The sequence below is a fragment of the Streptomyces sp. NBC_01478 genome, assembly GCF_036227225.1.
GTDB lineage: Bacteria > Actinomycetota > Actinomycetes > Streptomycetales > Streptomycetaceae > Streptomyces.
In genome coordinates, this window is record NZ_CP109444.1 from 940,748 (window position 1) to 958,058 (window position 17,311).

The window sequence follows — 17,311 nt, forward strand, 5'->3', positions numbered from 1 at the left end:
AAGAAGTCCCACCCACGAAGAAGTGGAAGCACCTCCATGCGCAGAACCACCAGCCGCCTGCTGCGCGGCCTCGCCGTCCTCTCCGTCCTCTCCCTGGGGGCGACGGCGTGCGGCAGCTCGGACGACGACAGCTCCAGCACCAAGGCGGTCTCCGCCTCGGACATCCAGGCGGCCCTCAAGAAGGGCGGCTCGGTCACCGTCTGGGCCTGGGAGCCCACGCTGAAGACGGTCGCCGCCGACTTCGAGAAGAAGTACCCGAAGGTCAAGATCAACCTGGTCAGCGACCGCTCCGGTGACAAGCACTACACCGCGCTGTCGAACGCGATCGCGGCCGGCAAGGGCGTCCCGGACGTCGCCCAGGTCGAGTACTTCGCGCTGAGCCAGTACTCCCTCACCAAGGGCCTCACCAACCTGACGCCGTACGGCGCCGACAAGCTGGCCTCCAAGTACACGGCCGGTCCGTGGAACGCGGTGAGCGACGGCGACAAGGTCTACGGCCTGCCGATGGACTCGGGCCCGATGGCGATGTTCTACAACAAGAAGGTCTTCGACAAGTACAAGATCGCCGTCCCGACCACGTGGGACGAGTACGTCGTCGCGGCCCAGAAGCTGCACAAGGCCGACCCGAAGGCGTACATCGCCAACGACGCCGGTGACGCGGGCTTCACCACCAGCATGCTGTGGCAGGCCGGTTCGCGCCCCTACAAGGTCGACGGCACCAAGGTGACGGTCAACTTCGAGGACGCGGGCGCCAAGAAGTACACGGAGACCTGGCAGAAGCTCATCGACGAGAAGCTCCTCTCGCCGATCAACGGCTGGACCGACGACTGGTACAAGGGTCTCGGTGACGGCACCATCGCCACCCTGACCACCGGCGCCTGGATGCCCGCCAACTTCGTCAGCGGTGTCGCCGGCGCCTCCGGTGACTGGCGCGCGGCCCCGATGCCGCAGTGGACCGCGGGCGGCAAGGCCAGCGCGGAGAACGGCGGTTCGTCCCTCGCCCTGCCGACGCTCGGCAAGAACAAGGAACTCGCCTACGCGTTCGTCGAGTACGCCAACGCCGGCGCCGGTGTCCAGACCCGTGTCGACCAGGGCGCCTTCCCGGCGACCAAGGCCGAGCAGCAGTCCGCGGCGTTCCAGAACAAGGCGTTCCCGTACTTCGGCGGCCAGCAGGCCAACAAGATCTTCGCCGAGTCCGCGGCCGAGGTCGCTTCCGACTGGTCGTACCTGCCCTTCCAGCAATACGCCAACTCGATCTTCAACGACACCGTCGGCAAGGCCTACATCTCGGGCACCACGCTGGCTCAGGGTCTGAAGAGCTGGCAGGACGCCTCCGTCAAGTACGGCAACGAGCAGGGCTTCACGGTCAACAAGTGACCCGCTCGAAGTAACCGGCACCTCCCCCGGAGCCGCCGCCGAGCAGCACGCGCTCGGCGGCGGCCGCCCGGAATCCACCCCGCATCTCGCAGCACCTGTGCAGTAACCGGAAGGACCATCATGATCTCCACCCTCCTGTCCCAGTTGCGGCACGGGCCGGACGGTGCCGCCACCCCCCGTCTCGCCTACGGCGCCGACTACAACCCGGAGCAGTGGCCGCGCGAGGTGTGGGACGAGGACATCCGGCTGATGCGCGAGGCCGGCGTCAACATCGTCTCCGTGGGGATCTTCTCCTGGGCCCGCATCCAACCGGCCCGGGACGAGTGGGACTTCGGCTGGCTCGACGAGATCATGGACCTGCTGCACGCGGGCGGCATCGGCGTCGACCTGGCCACCGCCACCGCGTCGCCGCCGCCGTGGCTGAGCACGGAGCACCCGGAGATCCTCCCGGTGACCGCCGCCGGCGAGACCCTGTGGCCGGGCGGCCGCCAGCACTGGCGTCCCACCTCGCCCGTCTTCCGCGAGCACGCGCTGCGCCTGGTAAGGAAGTTGGCCGAACGCTACGCGGACCACCCGGCGCTGGTCGCCTGGCACGTCTCCAACGAGCTCGGCTGCCACAACGTCTACGACTACTCCGACGACGCGGCCCGCGCCTTCCGCGACTGGCTGCGCGCCCGCTACACCACGGTCGACACGCTCAACCAGGCCTGGGGCACGGCCTTCTGGTCCCAGCGGTACAGCGACTGGGAGCAGATACTGCCTCCCAGGCTGGCCGCGTCCTTCCCGAACCCCACCCAGCAACTCGACTTCAAGCGCTTCTCCTCGGACGCGCTCAAGGACCATCTGCGCGCGGAGCGCGACCTGTTGCGCGAGATCACGCCCAGTGTTCCGGTCACCACCAACTTCATGGTGATGGGCAACACCAAGGGCATGAACTACGCGGACTGGGCCGCCGAGATCGACTTCGTCTCCAACGACCACTACGTCCTGCCCGGTTCGCAGGACCGCGACGAGCTGTCCTTCTCCGCGAACCTCGTCAGCGGCATCTCCGCCGGCAAGCCGTGGTTCCTGATGGAGCACTCCACCAGCGCCGTCAACTGGCAGCCGGTCAACGTGGCCAAGCGGCCCGGCGACCTGGCCCGCGACTCCCTGCTGCACGTCGCGCACGGCGCCGACGCCGTCTGCTACTTCCAGTGGCGTCAGTCGGCGGCCGGCGCCGAGAAGTACCACTCCGCGATGGTCCCGCACGCCGGCGAGGACAGCGAGGTCTTCCGCGCGGTGGCCGAACTCGGCCGCACCCTGCGGACGTTGGCCCCCGTCGCGGGCACGGACCGGGAGACGGCCCGGGTCGGCATCGTCTTCGACTGGGAGTCCTGGTGGGCCAGCGAGCAGGACTCGCACCCCACCGACCGGCTCGACTACCGCCAGGAGGCGCTGGACTGGTACTCCGCCCTCCTCGACCTCGGCGTCCGGGCCGACATCGTCACCGCGCAGACCGCCCTCGACCGCTACGACGTGGTGATCACGCCGGTGCTGCACATGATCCCGGCAGCCCTGTCCAAGGAGCTCACGCGGTACGTCGAGCAGGGCGGTCACCTGGTCTCCACGTACTTCTCCGGTGTCGTCGACGAGAACGACCACATCTGGCTCGGCGGCTACCCGGGCGCCCTGCGCGATCTGCTGGGCATCCGCATCGAGGAGTTCGGCCCGCTGCTCGACGGCGACACGGTCGAGCTGGACCTCGACGGCGCCGCCACGGGCTCCCTGTGGACCGACCGGATCGCGGTGACGGACTCCGAGGTGGAGGTGCTTGCCCACTACCGCAGCGGCACGTACGCCGGGCGCCCGGCCGTCACCCGCCGTACGGTGGGCGGGGGTTCGGCGGCGTACGTCTCCACGCGACTGGGCCGTGACGGACTCGCCTCGCTGCTCCCGGAGTTGCTCGCGCCCGCCGGTGTCGGCAGTGAACTCCCGGACGCCGTCAGGGGAGATGTCGAACTGACCGTGCGCCGCAACACCGACAGCCGCTACCTGTTCCTGGTCAACCGCACCGACAGGACGGTGCCGTTGACCGGACTGTCCGGGGAACTGCTGGTCGGCAGCGCGGGTGAGGACGGCTTCCCCGTCCTCTCGCCCCGAGAGGTCGCCGTCGTACGGCAGCCCGTCAGGTGAGTTCGAGCAGCCCGCGGCGGACGGCCTCCGACACGGCCGCCGCCCGGTTGTCGACCTTGAACTTGCGGTAGATCCGCACGAGATGGGTCTTGACCGTGGCCTCGCTGAGGAACAACGCCTCGGCGATGGCCCGGTTGCTGTGGCCCTCGGCCATCAGCCGGACGACCTCGACCTCGCGGTGGGTCAACTCCTGGGCGGGGTCGACCACTTGGCCGACGAGTTCGCCGACGACGTCCGCCGCCAGCCCGACCGAGCCGGCGGCGGCCGTACGGACCGCCTGGAACAGTTCCTCCGGCGGTCCCGCCTTCAGCACATAGCCACGGGCGCCCGCCTCCAACGCCCGTACGACATCGGCTCGTCCGGCATAGCTGGTCAGCATGACCACCGCCACGCCCGGCGCCCGCACGGCGAGCCGGCGGACGGCCTCGACGCCGTCGATCCCGCTCCCCGGCCCGGCGAACCGCAGATCCATCAGCGCGACGTCGGGCGTCAACTGCGCGGCCAGGCGTACGGCTTCCTCGCCGCTGCCGGCCTCGGCGATCACGTCGATGTCCGGTTCGCCGTCGAGCAGGGCGCGCAGTCCGGCCCGTACGACGGTGTGGTCGTCCGCGACCAGGAGGCGGAGCGGTCCGGTGGTCATGCGGTGCTCGCCGCGGTGAGGGGGGCGACCGGTCGGCTCAGGGGCCGGGCGGCCACCGTGGCGCGGACCCTGGTCCCCCGGCCCGGCACGCTGCTCACGTCGAGGTCGCCGCCGCACTCGCGCAATCGCGCCCGGGCGGCGGGCAGTCCGAAGCCGCGGTCCGCGCGGGCACCGGCCGCGAGGGCCGCGGCGGGGTCGAAGCCCAGCCCGTCGTCGCTCACTTCGAGTTCCACCCGGTCCCGGTGCCGTCGGTAGGTGACCGACACGGTTCCCGCGCGGGCGTGTTCGCGGACGTTCGCCAGCGTGCTCTGGGCGACGCGGAAGAGGGTGGTGGCCGTGTGGTCGTCGAGTACCGGCCGGTCCGCGCCCACCGTGCGGAACCGGACCCTGGCTCCGGCGCCCTCCGTCCGCGACCGGGCGCACAGCAGTCGCAGTGCGTCCTCCAGGCCCGCCTCGGCGACGGCGGCGGGAGTGAGGTCGCGGATGATCCTCCGGGTCTCCGCCAGATTCGCGCCGAGTCCGTCGGTCACGGCTCGGACCCGGGTGCGTGCCACGTCCGGCCGCTCGTCCCAGTCGCGCTCGGCGACCTGCAGCATCATGACGCTGCCCGCGAGTTCCTGGGCCAGGGTGTCGTGCAGGTCGCGGGCGATGCGGGTGCGCTCCGCGAGCACGCCGGCCTGCCGCTGTTGCTCGGCGAGGGTGTCCCGGGTGTCCCGCAGTTCCTCCACGAGCCGCTGGCGGACGGCCGCGTCCCGCTGCTGGGTCCGGTAGAGGGCGACGGTCGCCCACACCGCCGCGACGGGCACCAGCGCGACCTCGGGGTCGAACCGGCCCGTGGACCGCACCAGCGCCCCGACGAGGACGACGGTGATCACGGCCACGGTCACCACGGCGGCCCGCCGGCCGAGCACCCGCAGGGCGACGCAGGCGAGCGGAACGGCGCACCACACATAGGCGGTTGTCAGCGGTGCCGGGGTGAGGAAGGTCAGAGCGGTCCACAGCAGAACCAGTACGGGGACCCACGCGCGCCTGCCGAGCGGCCCGAGCCGGTCCCACCACGTCAGCCCGGCCGCGTACACCAGCGCCAGCGCTCCGCTGACGCTCACGATGTACCAGCACAACGGGATGTCGAGCACGGCGAGCCGGACGAAGCCCGCCCCGACGACGAGGAAGAACGCGAGATGGGACACGTGTTCCAGGGTGGGCCGGCTGCCGTGAGCGGTCAGCGGAGCACGTGCGGACACGGCAGATCCCCTTGGGACGAAAGATCCGGACAGGGCTCCCGAGTCTATCGACCACCTGTATGAACAGTGTGAACAGTGGGGTCCGTCACGCCCCCGGGTGCAGCCCCAGCCAGCCCGGCGAGGGATCGCCCTTCACCTCGCCGAAGTAGAGGGCGAAGGTCTGCTTCCAGCGCTCGACCGCCGCACGGTCGGCCATGAAGCGGGGGAAGCCGTCGATGTTCGCGTTCGGGTACTCCCAGATCGGCTTCAGGCCCGTCGGGAGCGTGGTGTCGGTCCGCACGGACCAGCCGTTGAAGGACGCCCCCTGCTGGGCGTCGGACAGTTGCCAGTTGAGGTAGAGCTTGGCGGCCGTAGGGTTCTTGGCCTGCTTGAGGATCGCGGCGCGCTGGCCCCAGGCCATGAAGGGATGGCCGTCGGGGACGACCCACTTCACGGGAGACGAGGAGACCAGCGAGCCCGACGAGCCGACACCGATCGCCTTCTGCCCGGCGCGGACCGCGTCGCCCGGGGTGTTGCTGCCCCGGGCGAACCGCACGTCCTGTCCGGCGAGCGCGGCGACCCACTCCCAGCCGTACCGCTGCGCGTACAGCGTGTAGAGGTAGAGGGACGCGTCGTCGTCGTGCGGGTAGGACGAGGCGATCCTCCCCTTCCACTTGGGGTCGATCAGATCGAGCGGAGTCCTGGGAGCATCGGAACCCACCGCGGCGACGTCGTACAGGAAGCTGAAGCCGATCGCGCCGATGGCGACCCAAGTGCCCTGGGGATCCTTGAACTTGTCGTAGACCTTCGAGAACCCGGCCGGCCGGTACGGCAGCAGGCGGCCCTGCTCCTTCCAGCGTGTGAAGTCCTGCAAGGTCTGGAGCTGTACGACGTCGGGTACCAGGGTGTCGGTCGCGAACTGGTTGTCCACGCGCACGTCGTGGTACTTGCTGTAGTCGACGATCAGCGTCAGATCGATGTCGGGGAAACGCTTCTTGAAGGCCGCCTTGGTGGCGTCCTGCTGGGTCGGTGTGTCACCCCCGGCGTAGATCACGAGCTTGCCGCCGTCCGCGAGGGCGGCCCGGTACAGATCGTCGATCGTCCTGGTCTCCTCCCGCGAGGACCGGCGGGACGGGGCAGCGGCGGCGGTCGTGGCCGTGGCACCGAGCACGCTAGTCCCGAGGGCGGCACCGGCTCCGCCGGCAAGTACACGTCGTCTGCTGAGGAAGCTGGACACGCTGTGGGGCCTCTCTGATGGGGGTGAGGCCATGGGCCGCACAAACGAAAGCCCGGCGCCATGGTCATTCGTGATTCTTCAGCCGCCCAGGGGCCGTTCGCGTCGTCCGTACGGAGCGAGGGGTGCGCAAGAGGTTGAACTCGCGTTCAACCGATCGGTTGAACGGTCTTCCGCCGCTCGCCTTCCGTCATGCGCGCGGCATGGCCCTCGCCGTGTCGCCGACTCGCCGTATCTGATCGAGGGTCAGGCGCCGGGCCTCCCAGAGCAGTCCGGCCACGTCGGCCGCCGCCGGGTCAGACGGTGGGGTGGCTTCGGGGAGGTCGACGCCGGTGAGGACGGACAGGGTGTCGGCGGGGATTCCCCATACTGTCGCGAAGTCGATCAGCGGGTCGGGGGTGAGTTCCTTGCGGCCGTTGCCCACCGCCCCGTACGTGGACGCGGCCCGGTACCGGCCCGTCAGGCAGAGAAACGTCCGGGCCATCCCGCCTTCTCCTCCAGGGGAGCCAGATCGTCCGGCACCACCACCTCCGCGATCACGAACACATCCGCGACGTGCAGGCGCAACGCGGGCGCGAGCCTCCGCAGCAGCGACGGGCCGGGCACCGCCCCGTCGAACACCGCCCGGAGTTCGTGTTGCGGGATGCCCGCTGAGCGGGACAGGTCGACGACGTCCAGTTGCCGATGACTCGCCAACCGCGCCAACCGCACGTCGAAACCCGGGTGTCCCGTCATCCCACCGCCGGGCGCAGCCCCGTCACCGTGACCGACACGAGTCGTCGTACCGCGGCTTTCGACGGCAGGACGCCCGCCGCGGCGAGGGCGTGCAGGCAATAGGTCGCGAGTTCGTCCGGGGAGACGTCGTCGCGGATGTCGCCGGCCTGTGCGCCCTCGGCCAGGAGGTCGCGGAGGAGGCGGTGGAGGTGCTGCTCGGCGCCGACGACGTGGGCGCCCTGGTGCAGCAGCGCGCCGAGTTCGGGTCCATGGCCGTGACGTCGCTGCTGAATGAAGGCGTACGCCTCCAGTACCGCTCCCAGCCGCTCACCCGCGCTGCCCGCGCCGTCCCGGAGTTCGGCGAGTTCGCGGAGGTGCCCGGCGATCTGCTGCTCGTGCCACGCCGTCATGATCGACTCGACGTCCGGGAAGTACTTGTACAGCGTGGCCCGGCCGATCCCGCTCTCCTCGGCGATCTTCGACATCGTCACCGCGCGCAGCCCCCGCTCGGTCACCAGCACCGCCGTGGTCTCCAACACCGTGTCGCGTACGGCGCGACGGTGCTCCTCGATGGTCTCGTTCCAGAGCTTCGGCACGGCCTCAGCATACGCCTCGCCGCCATCGAGACAGTACGCATTGACAGCGACACCGTGTATCGATAAAGCTTTCAGCCCCACCCCGGGCCCGACCGAACCGAGGAACCGAACCCATGCTCACCGCCGAAGCACATATCGCCACCGACCGCCCCGGCCGCTACCTCGCGCAACTCTGCAAGCACTTCGACAACAAGGGCCGCCACCTGAGCCATCGGCCGCGCACCCACACGCTCCCGGATCTTGGGCCCGACCAGATCCAGGTCGAGTGGACGGACAGCGACGGGACGCTGCGGCTGCCGTGGGGGCAGTGCACCCTGCAGGCCGTTCCCGGCACGCTGCGGGTACGCGTCGAAGCCGACGACCGCGAGAACCTGGAGCGACTGCAGGAGCTCGTCAGCACGCACATCGGCAGGTTCAGCAGGCGCGATCCGTTGCGGGTGGAGTGGCAGCCGTCCGGGACGTCCGTGGACGCGCCCGGCGAAGCGACAGTTCCACCGCGCCAACGGCACGGCGGCCGGACCAGGTTCATCGTCATCGGCGTGGCGGCCGTCGCCGTAGCCCTGCATCTCGCGCTCGGCGGAACCGCCCTGGCCCACACGCCGTGGACCGGTTGGGTCGTGGGGTTCCTGGTGACGGTCGTCGTGGCGAAGGCGGCTCTGGTGGGCGGCCTGGCGCTGCATCGCCACAGGAGCCGTATCGGATAGGCCGCACGGGCCCCACCGGACGGGCCGCACCCGGCAGGCCCCGCCACGCCCCATTGATACCCCCTAGGGGTATAGTCCTGCCAGGTACACACCAGAGAGGGGCGGGTTCATGGAAGCGATCGGGCACGCGTTGTCCATTGCCGGGTCGATGACGTGGGAGGTGACCTGGGCACTGATCCTCGGATTCACGCTCTCCGCCGTCGTGCAGGCGGTGGTGCGTCGGTCGACGGTCGTACGGCTGCTCGGTGACGACCGGCCGCGGACGCTGGCGATGGCCGCCGGGCTCGGGGCCGCCTCGTCCTCCTGTTCGTACGCGGCGGTCGCGCTCGCCCGCTCCCTGTTCCGCAAGGGCGCGAACTTCACGGCGGCCATGGCCTTCGAGATCGCCTCCACCAACCTGGTCGTCGAACTCGGCGTGATCCTGGCCCTGTTGATGGGCTGGCAGTTCACCGCCGCGGAGTTCGTCGGCGGGCCGATCATGATCGTCGTACTCGCCGTGCTGTTCCGGCTCTTCCTGCGGCAGCGGCTGCTGGACCAGGCGCAGGAGCAGGCCGAGCGCGGGGTGGCCGGTTCCATGGAGGGGCATGCGGCGATGGACATGTCGATCGGGGGCCAAGGGAGCTTCGTCCGCCGGCTGTTCTCGCGGGACGGGTTCACGTCCGTCGCACACATCTTCGTGATGGAGTGGGCCGCGATCCTGCGCGATCTGGTGGCCGGACTGCTGATCGCGGGCGCGATCGCCGCCTGGGTGCCGGACAGCTTCTGGCACACGTTCTTCCTCGCGGACCACCCCCTCGCCGCGAAGCTGGTCGGACCGCTCGTCGGGCCGCTGGTGGCCATCGCCACCTTCGTCTGCTCGATCGGCAACGTGCCGCTCGCGGTGGTGCTGTGGAAGGGCGGCATCAGCTTCGGCGGGGTGATCGCCTTCATCTACGCCGACCTGCTGATCCTGCCGATCCTGAACATCTACCGGAAGTACTACGGCGCCCGGACGGCCGGCTTCCTGCTGGTGACCTTCTTCGCCGCGATGGCCGTCGCCGGCTACATCGTGGAATTCGCCTTCGGCGGGCTGGGGTTGATCCCCGACCAGGCCGACGCCAAGATCCCCGACGACGGGATCACCTGGAACTACACGACCTGGCTCAACATCGTCTTCCTGCTGCTGGCCGCGAGTCTGGTCGTACGGTTCCTGCGCAGCGGCGGACCGGCGATGCTGCGGATGATGGGCGGTTCACCGGACCGGGACGAGCCGGACCACGAGCACGAACACCATCACTAGCCCGCGGCGCCCCGCACCGAGTTCCCTCACCGGCATGTTCAGTTCACTGTAAAGAACCTTGACAGACGATTGGTCTAGTCCAAATATGGTCGCTGTTCGTCCCGGTCAGGGGCGGCTTCTCTCCTTTCAGCATGGAGTGTCAATGAGACGACCCGGGCTTCTTCGCGCGTCGATGTCCTGCGCGGCCGTAACCGCCTTGTCCACGGGGCTGGTTGCTCTCGGCGGGGGTGCCGCGAGCGCGGATCATCGCGCGCGGCCCATGCCGGACCATGTGGCGGCGCCGTACTTCGAGGCGTGGACCGGTGAGAGCCCGGCCGCGCTCGCCGCGGCCTCCGGCAACAAGTACCTCACGATGGCCTTCCTGCAGACCGAGGCGGCCGGTTCGTGCACGGCGTACTGGAACGGCCTGCCCGCCCAGCCGATCGACAGGTCCACCTTCGGCCAGGACATCGCCACGATCCAGGCCCGCGGCGGCAACGTCATCCCGTCCTTCGGCGGCTACAGCGCGGACACCACCAACACCGAACTGGCCGACAGTTGCACCGATGTCGACGCCATCGCCAAGGTCTACGAGAGCCTGGTCACGACCTACGGCGTGAGCCGGATCGACCTCGACATCGAGGCCGACTCCATCAACAACACCGCCGGCATCGACCGCCGCAACAAGGCGATCGCGAAGGTGCAGCGCTGGGCCCAACGCACCGGCCGCAGCGTGGAGTTCTCCTACACGCTGCCGACCACCACCACCGGTCTCGCGCCCAACGGCGTGGCCCTGCTGCAGAACGCGGTCGACAACGGCGCGCGCGTGGACGTCGTGAACATCATGACGTTCGACTACTACGACAACGCCACCCACGACATGGCGGAGGACACCAAGACCGCCGCGACCGGCCTGCACGCCCAGCTCGCCGCGCTCTACCCGAAGACGAACCCGGCGAAGCTGTGGAAGAGGATCGGCGTCACCGAGATGCCCGGCATCGACGACTTCGGTCCGGCGGAGACCTTCACCACGCAGAACGCGGTCACCGTGAAGAAGTGGGCCGTCGCCCGGGGCATCAACACGCTCTCGTTCTGGGCCCTTCAGCGCGACAACGGCGGCTGCGTGGGCACCGGCGGTGCCAACAACTGCTCCGGGATCGCCCAGGACACCTGGTACTTCAGCCACACCTTCACGTCGTTCACCCGGAGGTGACGGAGGTCATCCGGAGGTGACGGGGAGGATCAACTCCCAGGTGTCGACGCCGTAGTCGAGGGTCATGTCGTGCCGTTCGTACAGCGCGAGCGCGTTGCTGGTGTTGTCGGTGTCCACGCCCAGGCCGATGCGGTCGCGGCCCAGCGCCGCGTAGTGGCCGAAGCCGTGGCGCAGGAGGTGGCTGCCCAGGCCCCGGCCGCGGGCCTGGCGCAGGACGGCGAGGTTGCCGATCCAGGCCATGGTGGCGCGGTCGTTGTGGGTGCGCAGCAGCCCGGCGTCCCCGAGGCCGTCGACATGGGCGAGCCAGATCAGGGACCAGTCGACCCGCTCGGCGTCGATGTCGTCCAGCCACTGCGCGTAGGTGCGGTACTGGAAGTCGAAGTGCTCGGTCATGGACTCCTGGAGCAGGGCGTGGGCGCGTCGGCGGTCCGCTTCCTCCAGGCAGGGGCGCAGGGTCACGCCGGGCGGGGAGGGTGGCAACGGGTCGGCCGTGGACGACAGTTGACGGGTCATCACGTTGTAGCGGCGGACCTGCTGCCAGCCTCGGCCGCGCAGCGCGTCCACGTCCATGGTGGGCGCGAGGGTGAGGTGCAGGTGCACCACCGCTCGGGACGCGCCATTGGCGGCGGCGCGCTCCGCCGCCCGGGTCTCCATCAGGTCGAACAGGTGCAGGGCGCCCGGCAGTCGGCCGGGCACGATGTAGTGGTCGACGTCGATCCGCTCGCCGCCCGAGTCGTCCCACAGAAGGCCGTACCCGATCAGGCGGGCACCCTCGAAGAGCAGCCAGGAGTCGCGCTCCAGGTCCACCTCGGGATGCTTCAAGTCTGCCTGGATCTCGGCCAGTTCGGTGTCCGCGCGGCCGATCTCCAGGACGTCGATCTCGTTGAGCAGCGCGCACACCGCCGACGCGTCGTCCGGGGTCGCCGGACGGACGCTCAGGCCGGGCGGCGCCGAGGTGGGAGCGGTCATGGGACCCACTGTCGGGTGACCGTCCCCCGGCCCGCAACAGAGTTTCCGGGTCCCCGAACGTTCAGTCCGCCATCAGCTCGCGCACCAGGGGCGCCACCTTCGTGCCGTACAGCTCGATGTTGGTCATGAGGGTGTCGTGGGGCATCCCGGTGATCCCGTACTTCAGGTTGAAGCGGGTCGCGTCGAGGGTCTTGAGGGTGGCGGCGATCTTGCGGGCCACCGTCTCGGGTGATCCGACGTGCAGGGCGCCGCCGGGGCCGACGTCCCGCATGAGGCTCTCGCGGGTCGGGGTGCGGAAGCCGCGGTCCCGCGCCACGCTGCGGATCAGCTCCTGGAAGGCCGGCACGAACTCCTCCACCGCCTGTTCGTCGGTGGCGGCGACATGGCCGGGCGCGTGCACGCCGATGGGCCGCGCGGGGTGGCCGAACTCGGCGAGCGCCCGTCGGTACAGCTCGGAGAACGGGGCGAAGCGGGCTATGTCCCCGCCGATGATCGCCAGCATCAGGGAGAACCCGTACCGGGCGGTGCGGATCACCGACTGAGGGCTGCCGCCGACGCCGATCCAGGTGGGGATCGAGCCCGTCTCGCTGTGCGGGTAGACGGAGAGTCCGTCGAGGGCGGCACGGGTGGTGCCGGACCAGGTGACGGGCTTCTCCTTGAGCAGTTCGGCGAAGAGGGCGACCTTCTCCTCGAACAGCGCCTCGTAGTCGTCCAGGTCGTAGCCGAAGAGCGGGAAGGACTCGGTGCTCGACCCTCTGCCGAGGATCACTTCGGCGCGGCCCGCGGAGACGGCGTCGAGGGTGGCGTAGCGCTGGTAGACGCGGACCGGGTCGTCGGAGCTGATCACGGTGACGGCCGAGCTGAGGTGGATGGCCGAGGTGCGCGCGGCGATGGCCGCGAGGACGACGTCGGCCGCCGACAGCGGCATCGCCTCGGTGTGGTGCTCGCCGATGCCGAAGTGGTCGACGCCGACCTGGTCGGCGAGGACGCCCTCCTCGACGAGGCGGCGGATGGCCTGGCCGTGGGTCAGCGGCGCGCCCTCGGCGTCGTTCGTGACGTCACCGAAGGTGTCCAGGCCGAGCGTGATGCCGAAGGGGGTGGTCGGGGTGGTCATCTCGTACTCCTTGGGTCTGCTCGGTGGCTCAGGTGGCTATCTGGCGGATCACGCCGAGGAGCCGGGTCAGGTCGGCGGCGTCGACGTGGTCGAGGACGTGGCGCCGGACGCTGGAGAGGTGGGCGGGCCAGGCCTCCTGGAGGCGGGCGAGGCCCTGGTCGGTGAGGACGGCGTTCCAGCCGCGGGCGTCCTCCGCGCAGCGTTCCCGTCCGACCAGGCCCTGCGTCTCCAGGCGGGTCACGATGCGGGTCATGCCGCTGAGCGAGAGGTTGCAGACGGAGGCCAGCTCGCTCATGCGCATCCGCCGGTCCGCGGCCTCGGACAGATGCATGAGGGTCGTGTACTCGGACAGCGGCAGGCGCTGCTCCCGCATCATGTCGGCGTCGACGGCCCGGGGCAGCACGAGCATGACCCGGGCAAGTTCGCGCACCAGCTCTTCCTCGGGCGCGCTCATGGGTCGCGGCGGCTGTTCGGGCGTGGTCATGCCACCAGTTTACTTGATTGACGAAACAAGCAAGTGGCCCGAGCGGCGGGCGCACCGGTACGGACCGCCGGGGCTCACCTGCCGGTCGACGTCTCTCCGGTGGTGGTCGCGTGACCGTGGTAGCGCAGCAGGAGCATCGCGGCGTCGTCGTGGAGCGGGCCCGCCGTGTGGCGGACCAGGTCCTCGCGCAGGGAGTCCAGCGCGCTCTGCGCGTCGGGTTCCTTCAGCAGGTGGGCCCGTTCGCCCAGCGGATAGAAGGTGCCGTGGTCGTCGCGGGCCTCGGTGACGCCGTCGGTGTACAGCAGCAGTTGCTCGCCGGGGGCGAAGCGCACCGGGAACGGTTTCGGACTCTCGCTGCCCTGGGCACCGCCCAGGCCGAGGGGCGGGGCGTAGGCGGGCGGCGTGGGGAAGTCGGCGGTGCCGTTGCGGCGTACGACCATCGGGGGCGGGTGGCCGTAGTTGAGGAGGAGCACCTCGTGGTCCGTGCCGATCTCGGCGAGGACGGCGGTCACGAACTTCTCGTCGGACAGCACACGGGAGACGCTGCGCTCCAGGCGCTCGCCGAGTCCGACCAGGTCGGGTTCGTCGTGCGCGGCCTCGCGGAACGCGCCGAGCACCACGGCGGCCGTCTCGACCGCGGCCAGCCCCTTGCCCTGCACATCGCCGACGATCACCCGCACGCCGTGCGGGGAGGCGACCACCTCGTAGAGGTCACCGCCGATGCGTGCTTCCGCGACGGCCGACGTGTACGAGACGGCCGCCTGCAACGGGCCCGCGGTCAGGGGCACCGGCCGCAGCAGCACGCGCTGCGCGACCTCCGCGATGGATCGCACGTTGGCGAGTTCGGCCTCGCGCCGGCCGCGCATCACGGCGGCGGCGATGCCCGCGCCGGTCACGCCCACCACCGACACCATCGCCAGGAACCCTCTGCGTTCCTGGAACAGGCCGTCGTAGAGGCCGAGTCCGACGCACAGCGCGAGGGCGGCCGCGCCGAACCACGCGGTGCGGCGCCAGCTTCCGACCAGTCCGGCGAAGGCCGGACCGAGGGAGGCCAGGGGCAGGAATCCGAGGCCGGGGCCGGTGACGAGGTCGCCGACGGCGACCACCGCCATCACCGCGGCGGGCAGCCAGGTCAGCACGGAGAGACTGCGCTGTGGCTTCGCTGCGGCCATGGTCCACTCCAAGGGGCGTCACGGCTTGTGGGAGCCGCCTTCCGCAGGGGCCCCTCCCCCACCTTTGGACATGGCAAGGTTGCCAGGCCATCCCCCCAGTGTGCCCGGCCCTTTACCCAATTGAGGCCGAGAGCGGACATTTCCCGATCGACGACAACCAACTGCCTCCGCCTGGTTGCCGATCACCGACTCCGGGCAAGTGAACTGTGGAGGACCGGCCGCGCACGACGTGCGGAGGCCCCGGTGCGGCGCCGCCGCGGGGATACCGGGTTGTCCTAGGAGGGGAAGTGATCCGCCATGCGTACGCATCGGCGTACCCATAGGCGTTCTGTACGCGTGGAGTACCTGCTGCCGGACGAGGCCGCGTCGGCGGGTCAGGCACGCAGGCTGACCTCGGAGTTCCTCGCGCGCTCCCGCCCTCGGATGGCCCGGGTGGACGCGGAGCAGATCGACGACGCGACGCTCATCGTGTCCGAACTCGTCGCCAACGCGACCGAGCACGGCCGCGGCGAGTGCCGGCTGCGCCTCCAACTGTCCGACGAGCGCGTCACGGTGGAGGTCTACGACGCCAGTCCGACCCCGCCGCGCGTACGGCCGCTGACGGCCGAGGGCGAGAGCGGACGCGGTCTGGCCATGGTCCGCTGCCTGGCCCACCGCCTGGACGTCACCCCGCTGACCGGGGGCGGCAAGCGGGTGCGCGCGATCCTGGCCATCTGACCTCGGCCGGCGGCCGGTTCAGCCGACGAGCAGCGGCGGTACGACGGGCACCTCCGGCGCGGTCTCGATGTCGGCCGGGGTCATCCGGAACTCGACGGGGTACGCCTCGCGCCGGGTGCGGCGGTCGGGTTCGGTGGTGCGCCACATGTAGAGGCAGCGGACGCATTGGAGTACGTCCCATACGCCGGGGACCGGTGAGGTGGTCACGGTGTCGACCGTGTCGTGTGCGCAGCGGGGGCAGATCATGGCGGGTGGCTCCTGACGGTGGTTCATGGACCGGGTCAGCGGGCGGCGATGAGGGCGCGCAGCCGCTCGGTCCACTCGGGGGTCTCGGGCAGGTCCCGTACCGGGGTGTCGAAGTGGCCCCGGTCGTCCGGTGCGACCGGGGTCGTGGCGTCGATGATCATCTTGCTGGTGATTCCAGAGGTGTCGGCCGCCGGCGCCAGCGCCATGACCGACAGGTTGGGGACGATGATCACGTCGTCCTGGGGGTTCACCTTCGCGGACATCGCCCACATCACCTGGGGCAGGTCGAAGGGGTCGACGTCCTCGTCCACGACGATCACCTGCGTGACGTAGCCGAGGCCGTGCGGTGTGGTCATCGCGCGCATGCCGACCGCCTTCGCGAAACCGCCGTAGCGCTTCTTCGTCGAGACGATCACCGCGAGGCCGTGGGTGTACATGGCGTTGACCGCCTGCACTTCGGGGAACTCCGCGCGGAGCTGCTTGAGGAGGGGGACGCAGGTGTTGGGGCCGACCAGGTAGTCGACCTCGGTCCACGGCATACCGAGGTAGAGGGACTCGAAGATGGGGTCGGTGCGATACGAGACCCGGTCGACGCGGATCGTCGGCATCCGGCGTCCGCCGGAGTAGTGGCCGGTGAACTCGCCGAAGGGGCCCTCTATTTGGCGCTTGCGGCTCTCGACCACGCCCTCGATGACGACCTCGGAACCCCAGGGGACGTCGAAGCCGGTGAGCGGTGCGGTGGCGATGGGGGCGGGGGCTCCGCGCAGGGCGCCTGCCATCTCGTACTCGGACTGGTCGTAGCCCATCGGCATGCCGGCGACGATCGTGATGACAGGGTCGTTGCCGAGGGTGATCGCGATGGGGAGGTCCTCGCCCGACTCCTCGGCGGCGTGCAGGTGTTGGGCCACGTCGTGCATGGGGACCGGCTGGAAGGCGAGGCGGTCGCGGCCGATGACCTCGATGCGGTACGTGCCGACGTTCTGCTTGCCGAAGTGGTCCGGGTCGCGCGGGTCGCGGGAGACCACGGCGGCCTTGTCCAGGTAGAAGCCGCCGTCGCCGTCGTTGAGCCGGAACAGCGGGAGGACCTTGAACAGGTCGATGTCGGGGCCGAGTTGGGTGTTCTCCCGCCAGGGCGCGTCCTCGCGGCGCTCGGGTACGACCGGGAAGGCGTCCCAGCGGCGGGCGAGCTCCTCGACCTGCTCGCGCACGGAGGTGTCCGGGGGCAGTCCGAGGGCGAGGGCGTGGTTGCGCCAGGAACCGTGGACGTTCATCGCGATGCGGGCGTCCGTGAAGCCCTTGACGTTGTCGAAGTAGAGGGCGGGGGCGCCTTCGCCGATGCGGCCGGCCGCGTTGGCGGCGGCGGCCAAGTCCGGTTCGGGGAGGACCTGTTCGGTGATCCGCAGCAGTTGGCTCTCCTTGTCCAGGGTGTCCAGGAAGCTGCGCAGGTCGTCGTAGGGCATGAGGGCTCCGTACGGGAG

18 protein-coding genes are annotated in these 17,311 nt (G+C 70.2%); 6 read left to right on the plus strand and 12 right to left on the minus strand.

Features of this window, described 5'->3' with window-relative positions; translation table 11 throughout:
• Window positions 1-36: 36 nt before the first annotated feature.
• Window positions 37-1,377: an ABC transporter substrate-binding protein gene (locus tag OG223_RS04155; protein ID WP_329242480.1), complete on the plus strand. Its 1,341-nt coding sequence runs from the start codon at window positions 37-39 to the stop codon at window positions 1,375-1,377.
• A 120-nt stretch (window positions 1,378-1,497) separates the two neighbouring features.
• Complete coding sequence (locus tag OG223_RS04160; RefSeq protein WP_329242483.1) at window positions 1,498-3,549, plus strand: beta-galactosidase; 2,052 nt, start codon at window positions 1,498-1,500, stop codon at window positions 3,547-3,549.
• Here OG223_RS04160 and OG223_RS04165 read toward each other — a convergent pair.
• The 6 genes from OG223_RS04165 to OG223_RS04190 all read right to left on the minus strand — a co-directional run bounded on the left by OG223_RS04165 (window position 3,542) and on the right by OG223_RS04190 (window position 7,956).
• The gene (locus OG223_RS04165; RefSeq protein WP_329242486.1) at window positions 3,542-4,189 is read right to left on the minus strand and encodes a response regulator transcription factor; all 648 of its coding nucleotides are present in this window, start codon (window positions 4,187-4,189) and stop codon (window positions 3,542-3,544) included. The genes OG223_RS04160 and OG223_RS04165 overlap by 8 nt on opposite strands.
• The gene (locus OG223_RS04170) at window positions 4,186-5,433 is read right to left on the minus strand and encodes a sensor histidine kinase (RefSeq protein WP_329242489.1); all 1,248 of its coding nucleotides are present in this window, start codon (window positions 5,431-5,433) and stop codon (window positions 4,186-4,188) included. Before OG223_RS04170 ends, OG223_RS04165 begins: the two co-directional genes overlap by 4 nt.
• A gap of 85 nt (window positions 5,434-5,518) precedes the next feature.
• The gene (locus tag OG223_RS04175; protein ID WP_329242491.1) at window positions 5,519-6,649 is read right to left on the minus strand and encodes an ABC transporter substrate-binding protein; all 1,131 of its coding nucleotides are present in this window, start codon (window positions 6,647-6,649) and stop codon (window positions 5,519-5,521) included.
• Between the two features lie 187 nt (window positions 6,650-6,836).
• On the minus strand, window positions 6,837-7,130 hold the full coding sequence (locus OG223_RS04180; protein WP_329242494.1) for a hypothetical protein: 294 nt from the start codon (window positions 7,128-7,130) through the stop codon (window positions 6,837-6,839).
• On the minus strand, window positions 7,106-7,381 hold the full coding sequence (locus OG223_RS04185) for a hypothetical protein (protein ID WP_329242497.1): 276 nt from the start codon (window positions 7,379-7,381) through the stop codon (window positions 7,106-7,108). Before OG223_RS04185 ends, OG223_RS04180 begins: the two co-directional genes overlap by 25 nt.
• Entirely contained in the window at window positions 7,378-7,956 is a 579-nt protein-coding gene (locus OG223_RS04190) for a TetR/AcrR family transcriptional regulator (RefSeq protein WP_329242499.1), read from the minus strand. The genes OG223_RS04185 and OG223_RS04190 overlap by 4 nt, the downstream gene beginning before the upstream one ends.
• Before the next feature lie 113 nt (window positions 7,957-8,069).
• Between OG223_RS04190 and OG223_RS04195 the strand changes: the two genes are divergently transcribed.
• The 3 genes from OG223_RS04195 (at window position 8,070) to OG223_RS04205 (ending at window position 11,131) form a co-directional block, all read left to right on the plus strand.
• A complete protein-coding gene (locus tag OG223_RS04195; RefSeq protein WP_329242501.1) occupies window positions 8,070-8,660 on the plus strand; it encodes a DUF2218 domain-containing protein in 591 nt (196 codons plus the stop codon).
• A gap of 109 nt (window positions 8,661-8,769) precedes the next feature.
• Window positions 8,770-9,939: a permease gene (locus OG223_RS04200; protein WP_329242504.1), complete on the plus strand. Its 1,170-nt coding sequence runs from the start codon at window positions 8,770-8,772 to the stop codon at window positions 9,937-9,939.
• A gap of 142 nt (window positions 9,940-10,081) precedes the next feature.
• Window positions 10,082-11,131 carry a chitinase gene (locus tag OG223_RS04205; RefSeq protein ID WP_329242506.1) on the plus strand — a complete coding sequence of 350 codons (1,050 nt, stop codon included), beginning with the start codon at window positions 10,082-10,084 and terminating at the stop codon, window positions 11,129-11,131.
• Between the two features lie 6 nt (window positions 11,132-11,137).
• Here the strand turns inward: OG223_RS04205 and OG223_RS04210 are convergent, their stop codons facing one another.
• From OG223_RS04210 to OG223_RS04225, 4 genes are all read right to left on the minus strand, one after another.
• On the minus strand, window positions 11,138-12,100 hold the full coding sequence (locus tag OG223_RS04210) for a GNAT family N-acetyltransferase (RefSeq protein ID WP_329242509.1): 963 nt from the start codon (window positions 12,098-12,100) through the stop codon (window positions 11,138-11,140).
• Window positions 12,101-12,161: 61 nt separating this feature from the next.
• Entirely contained in the window at window positions 12,162-13,214 is a 1,053-nt protein-coding gene (locus tag OG223_RS04215; protein WP_329242512.1) for an Atu2307/SP_0267 family LLM class monooxygenase, read from the minus strand.
• Between the two features lie 28 nt (window positions 13,215-13,242).
• Complete coding sequence (locus OG223_RS04220) at window positions 13,243-13,698, minus strand: MarR family winged helix-turn-helix transcriptional regulator (protein WP_329242515.1); 456 nt, start codon at window positions 13,696-13,698, stop codon at window positions 13,243-13,245.
• A 74-nt stretch (window positions 13,699-13,772) separates the two neighbouring features.
• Window positions 13,773-14,870, minus strand: coding sequence for a PP2C family protein-serine/threonine phosphatase (locus OG223_RS04225; RefSeq protein WP_329242518.1), 1,098 nt, complete (start codon window positions 14,868-14,870; stop codon window positions 13,773-13,775).
• Window positions 14,871-15,206: 336 nt separating this feature from the next.
• Here OG223_RS04225 and OG223_RS04230 point away from each other — a divergent pair, with 336 nt between their 5' ends.
• Window positions 15,207-15,587, plus strand: coding sequence for an ATP-binding protein (locus tag OG223_RS04230; protein ID WP_329242520.1), 381 nt, complete (start codon window positions 15,207-15,209; stop codon window positions 15,585-15,587).
• An 18-nt stretch (window positions 15,588-15,605) separates the two neighbouring features.
• Here the strand turns inward: OG223_RS04230 and OG223_RS04235 are convergent, their stop codons facing one another.
• A complete protein-coding gene (locus OG223_RS04235) occupies window positions 15,606-15,833 on the minus strand; it encodes a non-oxidative hydroxyarylic acid decarboxylases subunit D (RefSeq protein ID WP_329242523.1) in 228 nt (75 codons plus the stop codon).
• A gap of 35 nt (window positions 15,834-15,868) precedes the next feature.
• Window positions 15,869-17,293 carry a non-oxidative hydroxyarylic acid decarboxylases subunit C gene (locus OG223_RS04240; protein ID WP_329242526.1) on the minus strand — a complete coding sequence of 475 codons (1,425 nt, stop codon included), beginning with the start codon at window positions 17,291-17,293 and terminating at the stop codon, window positions 15,869-15,871.
• Between the last annotated feature and the right edge of the window lie 18 nt (window positions 17,294-17,311).